The following is a 5,174-nucleotide window of genomic DNA, read 5'->3' as shown; positions in this document are numbered from 1 at the left end:
CCTGGCCCATCTTGTCGTAGTCGAGGGCCTTCTGCGCCGCCTCGTAGTCGGAGACGGCCTTGCGCAGATCGTCGATCGCCTTCTTCGCCTCCGGCGTGAGGGCGCCGCCGTCGTCCGGTCGCTCGCCGCCCTCCGCGGGCCGCTCCCCGCCCTCGTCCGGTGGCAGCGGCTCGCCGGTCGCGGCGGCGACGATCTCGTCGAGCGCCTGGTCCAGGCTGCTCGCCGACACGATCGTGTTGCCGTAGCGCGCCAGCACCGTGTGCAGGATCGGGTACTGCTGCTCGCCCTTCTGCATCGAGTACACCGGCTCGATGTACAGCAGGCCGCCGCCGAACGGGATGGTCAGCAGGTTGCCGGAGATGGTCTGCGACTCGTCCGATCTCAGCTCGAACAGGTCTTCCTTCACCTCGGGATGCGCCATGAACGCCCCCTGCACGAGGTTCGGGCCCGGCGGCTGCGCGTCCCGCGGCATCTGCAGGATCGTGATCTGGCCGTAGTTCTGCCCCGGGGTGGAGTTCACCGCCATGAGCGCCGACATCTGCTGGTTGTTGCGCGGGTTGAACACCGTCGTCAGCGAGAACGCGTCCTCCGGCTGGCCCGGGAGCTGCAGGCTCCGGTAGTAGGGCGGCTGCAGCTTGCCCTTGCTGCCCGGGTCCTCCGCGACGCCCCAGAAGCCCTCGCCGCTGTAGAACGCCGCCGCGTCCGTCACGTGGTACTTCGACAGGATCGTCCGCTGCACCTTGAACAGGTCCTGCGGGTAGCGGAAGTGCTTCTCCAGCTCGGGCGGGATCTGCGAGCGGGGCTGGACGGTCTTGTCGAAGACCTTCGTCCACGTCTTCAGGATCGGGTCGCTCTCGTCCCACGCGTACAGGTGCACGGTGCCGTCATAGGCGTCCACCGTGGCCTTCACCGAGTTCCGCATGTAGTTCACGTGGTCGTCGGCCTGCCGCGCCACCGCCGACCGCGTCTCGGTGATGGTGTCGCGCGTCGCCTCCCCGAGGGAGGTCTCCTCCGAGTACGGGTAGCTGTTGGACGTCGTGTAGCCGTCCACGATCCAGATGATCCGGCCGTTCACGACCGCCGGGTACGGGTCGCCGTCCAGCTTCAGCCACGGGGCGGCCTTCTGGACGCGCTGCATCGGCGACCGGTCGTAGAGGACCTTCGCGCCGTCGTTGATGGCGCCCGACAGCAGCAGGTTCTTGTCCTGGAACTTCGTCGCGTACAGCAGCTTGTTGAAGAACGAGTCGACCGGGACGCCGCCGGGCCCGTCGTAGTTGCTGGTCTGCTGGCCGTCCTCGCTGTTGTCGGGGTAGTTCAGTTCCTGCTGGCCCTGACCGCCCACCACCGAGTACGGCGGCGTCCGCTCCCCGAAGTAGATCTCCGGGCGCTTCACGGAGATCTTCTGGTTCCCGGAGACGGGCATGTTCTGGGTGATGTACTTCGGCAGCCCGCCCTCGCCGAGCTCGTCCGCGTACGCCGACACCAGCCCGTACCCGTGCGTGTAGACCATGTGGTCCTTGATCCAGCTGTGCTGGCCCTCCGGCGCGCCCGACAGCTCCCGCAGCGCCACGACCGTGTCGACCATCTCGCCGTCGATCTCGTACCGGCCCACGTCGAGGATGTCGGGGAAGTTGTAGAACGGGCGGACGCGCTGCTGCTGCCGGAACGTCGGCCCCACGACGTTCGGGTCGAGGATGCGGGCGCCGTCCAGCTTCTCCGCCTCCGCGCGCAGCGTCGCCTGGTCCGTCGCCGGACGCGCCGCGAACTGCTCGACCTTCGCCCCGTCGACCCCGTACGCGCTGCGCGTCGCCTCGATGTTGCGCTGGATGAACTCGCGCTCCTTCGCCAGCTCGTCCGGCTTCACCTGGAACTGCTGGATCAGCAGCGGGTACACCCCGCCCAGCAGGATCGCCGACAGCACCAGCAGCGTGAAGCCCACGCCCGGCAGCATCATCCCGCGGCGCAGCAGATTGCTGAAGAACATGATCGCGCACAGGACCGCGATGACCGCCAGGATCGTCTTCGCGGGCATCAACGCGTTCACGTCCGTATAGGACGCTCCCGTCGTCACGCCCCGCTCGGAATGGACGAGCCCGTACCGGTCGTACCAGTAGGCGACCGCCTTCAGCAGGACGAACAGCCCCGCCAGCACCGACAGATGCGCGCGCGCGGGCGGGCTCGCCTTGTCGCCGGGCCCCTGCAGCCGCAGCCCCCCGTACAGGTAGTGCACCATCACCGCGGCCAGGATCGACAGGATCAGCGTCGCGAACGCGATTCCCAGCAGCAGCCGGATGAACGGGTACGTGAAGACGTAGAACGACACGTCCTTGTGGAACTCCGGGTCCTCCACGCCGAACGGCGTCCGGTTCAGGAACGCCAGCCACGTCGGCCACTGCCCCGACACCGACGCGCCCGTGAAGACGCCCAGCAACCCCAGCAGCACGACCGCGATCAGCCGCCGCCGCGGATCGATCACCGTCCGGTAGCGCTCCAGCCCCTGCTGCTCCACCGACAGCGGCCGGTACGCCGGCCGCAGCCGGTAAGCGATCAGGACGTTCGCGCCCACCAGCAGCGCCATCAGCAGCCCCGCCCCGAAGAACAGGACGGCCCGCGCCTGCAGCTGTGTCGTGAACACCCCCTCGAAACCGATCGACCGATACCACAACAGGTCGGTATAGAACGCGGTGAACACCACGAAAGCCAGCAGCAGCACCGCCAGCGCCACCAGGACGGGCAGCGCCAGCCGCGTCCGGCCGCCGCCGAACCGGCGCCCGAGGCCGGGAGTCCGGAAGGTCAAGGCCCCACTCCGATCGAGATCGCGCCCACCGGCCGCCCGCCGGTGCTGTGTAAGCAACTTACCGACTGGTCCCGGGGTTCCCGCATGTCCATGGACCAATTGGGGGGAAGATGGGCGTGTGAGCCTTCTGGAAGAAGTCGTCCTGGACCTCGAACGCCACACCGCACAGGAAGGATGGGACGCCGCCCCCCGCCTCTACGCCCTCGTGCGCAGCGCCGAACTGCGCGCCGCAGAACCCGAGCTCGCCGAGCAGCTCGGCCTCGCCTCGGACGCCGACACCCTCGCCGCGCTCGAACAGCCCGCGCTTCCCGAACAGGCCGCCGTCGAGGACGCCCTCGCCGCCATCGCCTGGCCCGAAGCCGTCGACGGCTGCGCGCTCGTCATCGAACGCGTCGTCCTGCCCCCCGAAGCCGAGGACGACATCCCCGCCGACGAGGCCGAAGCCGCCGAATACGCCGCGGGACACCCGCAGCGCGAAGACGTCCGCATGATCGTCGGCGTCCTGCGGGACGGCGCCCGGCACTCCGCCCTCCGGCTCCGCCGCCACGACGCAGACGACGAGGTCGTCGCCGGACCCGACCTCGTCCCCGCACTCGCCGAAGCGCTCGCCGGAACCTTCGAACCGGACGAACCCGAAGATCCGTCCTGAAGGTAATCTGCGAGACGTGACACACGACAGCGCCGAAGCACCCGACGTCATCCGGCTCATCGGCGTCCGCGAGACGCCACTGTCCGTCGACGAGGTCTTCGGCGCCGTCGGGGACCCCGCCGCGGGCGGCACCGCACTGTTCGTCGGCACCGTCCGCGACTACGACCACGCCCGCGCCGTCAGCGCCCTGGCCTACAGCGCGCACCCCACCGTCGAACGCGAACTGCGCGCCGTCATGGAGAAGGTCGCCGCCGACTTCCCCGTCCGCGCCATCGCCGCCCTGCACCGCGTCGGCGACCTGCAGATCGGCGACCTCGCCGTCGTCGTCGCCGCGTCCTGCCCCCACCGCGCCGAAGCGTTCGACGCCTGCCGCCGCCTCATCGACGACCTCAAGGCCCAGGTCCCCATCTGGAAGCACCAGACGTTCGCCGACGGCGGCGACGAATGGGTCGGGGCCTGCTGACACCGCCGTGCCGCATAGAGTTCCGACCATGTCTCGTCGTGCCGCCACGCTCGCCGTCGCGAGCGTGCTCGTCCTGGTGCTGGCCCTCGTCGGCTCCCTCATGCCGGTCCCCTACGTCACCCTCATGCCGGGACCGACGCGCAACACCCTCGCCGAGAACGCCAAAGGCCAGGTCATCGTCAACATCGACGGGCGGCGGACATACCCCACCGAGGGACACCTCAACTTCACCACCGTCACCTACCGCGGCGGCCCCGGCGGCCGCATCGACCTCCTCACCGCCCTCCGCGGCTGGCTCGACGGCGACACCGCCGTCGTCCCCGAAGAGACGATCTTCCCCGAGGACGAGTCGCCCGAAGAAGTCGACGAGCAGAACACCCGGCAGATGACCGACTCCCAGCAGGACGCCGAAGCCGCCGCCCTGCACGAACTCGGCGTCCCCGTCACCACCCGCGTCGTCGTCGACAGCGTCCAGAAAGGCCGGCCCGCCGACGGCAAACTGAAGCCCGAAGACGAGATCACCGCCGTCAACGGCACCGACGTCACCAAGGTCGACGAGGTCAGCAAGATCATGGACGGCGTCCGGCCCGGCGAGACCGTCACCCTCACCGTGCGGCGCGGCGGCAACGAAACCGAACAGAAGATCACCACCGTGAAGGGCCCCGACGGCGGCGCCATCGTCGGCGTCATCCTCGCCGGCGCCTACAAGTTCCCCTTCGAGATCGACGTCAACATCGGCGACATCGGCGGCCCCTCCGCCGGCCTCATCTTCTCCCTCGCCATCGTCGACAAACTCACCCCCGGCGCCCTCACCGGCGGCAAGTTCATCGCCGGCACCGGCACCATCACCCCCGACGGCGAAGTCGGCCCCATCGGCGGCATCGAACAGAAAATGATCGCCGCCCGCCGCGCCGGCGCCACCGTCTTCCTCACCCCCAAAGACAACTGCGCCGCCGCCGTCAAGTCCCGCCCCGACGGCCTCCGCCTCGTCCGCGCCGACACCCTCAAGAGCGCCCGCCAAGCCCTCGACGCCCTCACCACCGGCAACGGCGACGTCCCCGCCTGCACCGGCTGAAACCAATTTGCGCAAGCCCCCCGCGCCCCATAGAGTTAAGACATCAACGCGACGCGGGGTGGAGCAGTTCGGTAGCTCGCTGGGCTCATAACCCAGAGGTCGCAGGTTCAAATCCTGCCCCCGCTACGAATCTGGGAATCCCCTGGTCGGAAGCTTCGCTTCCTTCCAGGGGATTCTTCGCGTTTTGCAG

At 69.1% G+C, this 5,174-nt stretch carries 4 protein-coding genes and 1 tRNA gene; 4 read left to right on the top strand and 1 reads right to left on the bottom strand.

Features of this window, described 5'->3' with window-relative positions; all coding sequences use genetic code 11:
* Window positions 1-2,797 (bottom strand): UPF0182 family protein (locus tag BJF79_RS31175; protein WP_075902808.1); only part of this gene is annotated, 2,797 nt, incomplete at its 3' end.
* A 118-nt stretch (window positions 2,798-2,915) separates the two neighbouring features.
* Here BJF79_RS31175 and BJF79_RS31170 point away from each other — a divergent pair.
* From BJF79_RS31170 to BJF79_RS31155, 4 genes are all read left to right on the top strand, one after another.
* Window positions 2,916-3,446: a PPA1309 family protein gene (locus BJF79_RS31170; RefSeq protein ID WP_075902806.1), complete on the top strand. Its 531-nt coding sequence runs from the start codon at window positions 2,916-2,918 to the stop codon at window positions 3,444-3,446.
* Between the two features lie 16 nt (window positions 3,447-3,462).
* Window positions 3,463-3,909, top strand: coding sequence for a molybdenum cofactor biosynthesis protein MoaE (locus tag BJF79_RS31165; RefSeq protein WP_187357083.1), 447 nt, complete (start codon window positions 3,463-3,465; stop codon window positions 3,907-3,909).
* A gap of 28 nt (window positions 3,910-3,937) precedes the next feature.
* Window positions 3,938-4,984 carry a PDZ domain-containing protein gene (locus tag BJF79_RS31160; protein ID WP_075902802.1) on the top strand — a complete coding sequence of 349 codons (1,047 nt, stop codon included), beginning with the start codon at window positions 3,938-3,940 and terminating at the stop codon, window positions 4,982-4,984.
* Between the two features lie 52 nt (window positions 4,985-5,036).
* A tRNA-Met gene (locus tag BJF79_RS31155) sits at window positions 5,037-5,110 on the top strand.
* Window positions 5,111-5,174 lie beyond the last annotated feature (64 nt).

The organism is Actinomadura sp. CNU-125, from assembly GCF_001942465.1.
GTDB lineage: Bacteria > Actinomycetota > Actinomycetes > Streptosporangiales > Streptosporangiaceae > Spirillospora.
Note: the sequence above shows the minus strand (reverse complement) of the source record. Positions and strands in the feature narration are given on the sequence as shown.

What these genes read in the sequence shown, in the direction of transcription:
- BJF79_RS31160 (WP_075902802.1), top strand. Translation starts at nt 3,938, where the DNA reads ATGTCTCGTCGTGCCGCCACGCTCGCCGTCGCGAGCGTGCTCGTCCTG.